Below are 2,087 nucleotides of genomic sequence, written 5' to 3' on the forward strand. Positions count from 1 at the left end.
CGATGCGCACCGCCTCGCCCGCGAGATCCTTGTGGCGCGACGCTTCGATCAGCGCCGCGAGGCAAGGCGCCAGCAACGCCTCTTCGTTATGTGCCGGAACGATCACGCCGATCATAAGAGCCCCTCGCGTTGCGCTACCGAACGTGCGTCGCGCGACCAGACGTCGATCAGCAGATCGGCTTCGTCGTGATGCGCGAGACGCGACAGGCCGCAGCGCGCATCGAACAACGCATGCGCGGCGTCGGCGGATTCGAGCGCTTCGGCGAAGGGCCGGCGCCAGTGACAGGCGAGCAGCGTGCCGTCGGTCGTGAGCGACGCGGCGATCCGCGCGGCCAGCGTTTCCAGCTCGGCTGCATCGAGGTAATACGCGAATTCGCTGATGACGATCAGATCGAACGGCCCCGCTTCGGTCGGCCATTCCCGCGGCACCGTGCGCTGCTCGACACGGACTTGCGGCGCACCGGCCACACGCTCGCGCGCGAGCGCCACAGCCCGCTCGTGCAGATCGGCGGCGAGCAGCGTGTCGCAGCGCATCGCGAGCTCGACAGTCAATTCGCCGTTCGCGCAGCCGGGTTCGAAGGCATTCCGATAGCGTGGCCGCGGCAGCAAGGCGAGCGTGAGCGAACGCTTGCGGCGTTCATACCAGCCTTCGCGAAGATTCCACGGGTCGTCGCTCTGCTGGTAGAGATGATCGAAGTACAACGCCGTCGAGTTCATCTCAGCGACCCTCCGGGCATGGGATCAGAGTGTCCACGACGCATCTCCTGCGTGCATCGGGGCGTCGTTGCGACAGGCCGAGGCAACCAGTTCGCCGAGCGCCGCGAGATCGCGCTCGGCGTGACTTTGGCGCAGAAACACCGGCAAGTCCGCGAGTGCGCGTGCGAAGCGTGCATTGCGGCACAACGGCCCCGCGCCGAGCGTGCGCGTCGCGTGATGCATGACCGCCGTTGCCGCTTCTTCGACGACGAGGCGCGCGCGCATCGCTTCGCGTTGCGCATCCGCAAGGGGATGCGCGTCGATATGAGCGGCGGTCTCGCGCAATACGGCAGCCGCCGCTTGCAATGCGACCTCGACCGCGCCGAGGTGCGCAAGACGATGGGGATCGGCGCGCTGGGCGCTGGCGTCGCGCAACGTGCGGCCAATCTGCGCCGCCGCGCCGTACCAGCACGCGGCAATGCCTGCGCCGCCGTGCCAGAAGCCTGGTCGGCGCACATACGCATGCGGCGCGCCGACCAGCGTGGCCTGCGTGCCATCGAAACAAACGTCGGCGCTCGCGGTGGCCTGCATGCCGACCGCCTGCCACTTCGACGTATCGATCGCGATCGACGCCTGGTCCATCGCGACGGCAACCAGCACCGGCGCCTCATCCAGCCATGCGGTCACGAGCGCATGGCTGACGCTTCCCGCGCCCGAACACCAGGCCTTGGTGCCGGTCAATCGAACCTGCCCTTCATCGCTTCGGATTCCTACTTTAGCCGTATTGACCGCCTCTACCCGTGCATCGGGCGGCTCGGCGGCCCAGACGGCCCAGCGGCTCGCCGCCGGTGGCGTGGGACCGCGCAATTCGGCGAGGATGGCGAGCGCGTCGGTGTGGCCCTCGAACAGTTTGACGAGGCCGAGATCGCATGCGGCCACCGCCGCCAACGCGCGCCAGCGCTCCAGCGTCTGGCCATGCGCGGGCAACGGCAGCGACGGTGCGCGGTCATAGCCGCAGTCGACCAGTGTGCGCAACATGTTGCCGAGCGCGGCAGGGTCGTTGGGATCGAAACGCGTGGTGTGCAGAAATTCTTCAAGCGAGGTGGCAGTTTGCCGGCCGGGCTGCGGATGGCACGGCGCCCGTGTTGTCAGAGGCGAGTCACGCTCGCCGCTTCCGCCCGGCCCCGGCGAGCGCCGCGCCGCCTTGACGCCAGCCGCACCCGCCCTCTGGTCACGCGTATCGAGCATTCTGCCTCCCTGAAACGATTGAATCTGCTGCGCGCGGACGTTGGCCGGCCGCTGCCTTTGCAGACACGTAGCAAGTGATGTGCCTCAGGCGCCGAACGCCCGGCCACATCGCTGTGTTTCAGGAAAACAGGCAACAGGAAAGA

General features: G+C 67.9%; 2 protein-coding genes and 1 pseudogene. All 3 read right to left on the bottom strand.

Annotation, left to right across the window (positions count from 1 at the left end; all coding sequences use genetic code 11):
- Positions 1–115: pseudogene (locus CIC12_RS09880) on the bottom strand (glycosyltransferase); the annotation flags it as partial.
- On the bottom strand, positions 112–717 hold the full coding sequence (locus CIC12_RS09885) for an SAM-dependent methyltransferase (protein ID WP_168663944.1): 606 nt from the start codon (positions 715–717) through the stop codon (positions 112–114). The pseudogene CIC12_RS09880 and the gene CIC12_RS09885, both read right to left, overlap by 4 nt.
- Before the next feature lie 24 nt (positions 718–741).
- A complete protein-coding gene (locus tag CIC12_RS09890) occupies positions 742–1,944 on the bottom strand; it encodes an acyl-CoA/acyl-ACP dehydrogenase (RefSeq protein WP_174771991.1) in 1,203 nt (400 codons plus the stop codon).
- Positions 1,945–2,087 lie beyond the last annotated feature (143 nt).

This window comes from Paraburkholderia sp. SG-MS1 (assembly GCF_012275575.1).
Lineage (GTDB): Bacteria > Pseudomonadota > Gammaproteobacteria > Burkholderiales > Burkholderiaceae > Paraburkholderia.

Bases quoted from the DNA above. Each gene is read 5' to 3' on its own strand.
- CIC12_RS09885 (WP_168663944.1), bottom strand. From the start codon at position 717: ATGAACTCGACGGCGTTGTACTTCGATCATCTCTACCAGCAGAGCGAC.
- CIC12_RS09890 (WP_174771991.1), bottom strand. From the start codon at position 1,944: ATGCTCGATACGCGTGACCAGAGGGCGGGTGCGGCTGGCGTCAAGGCG.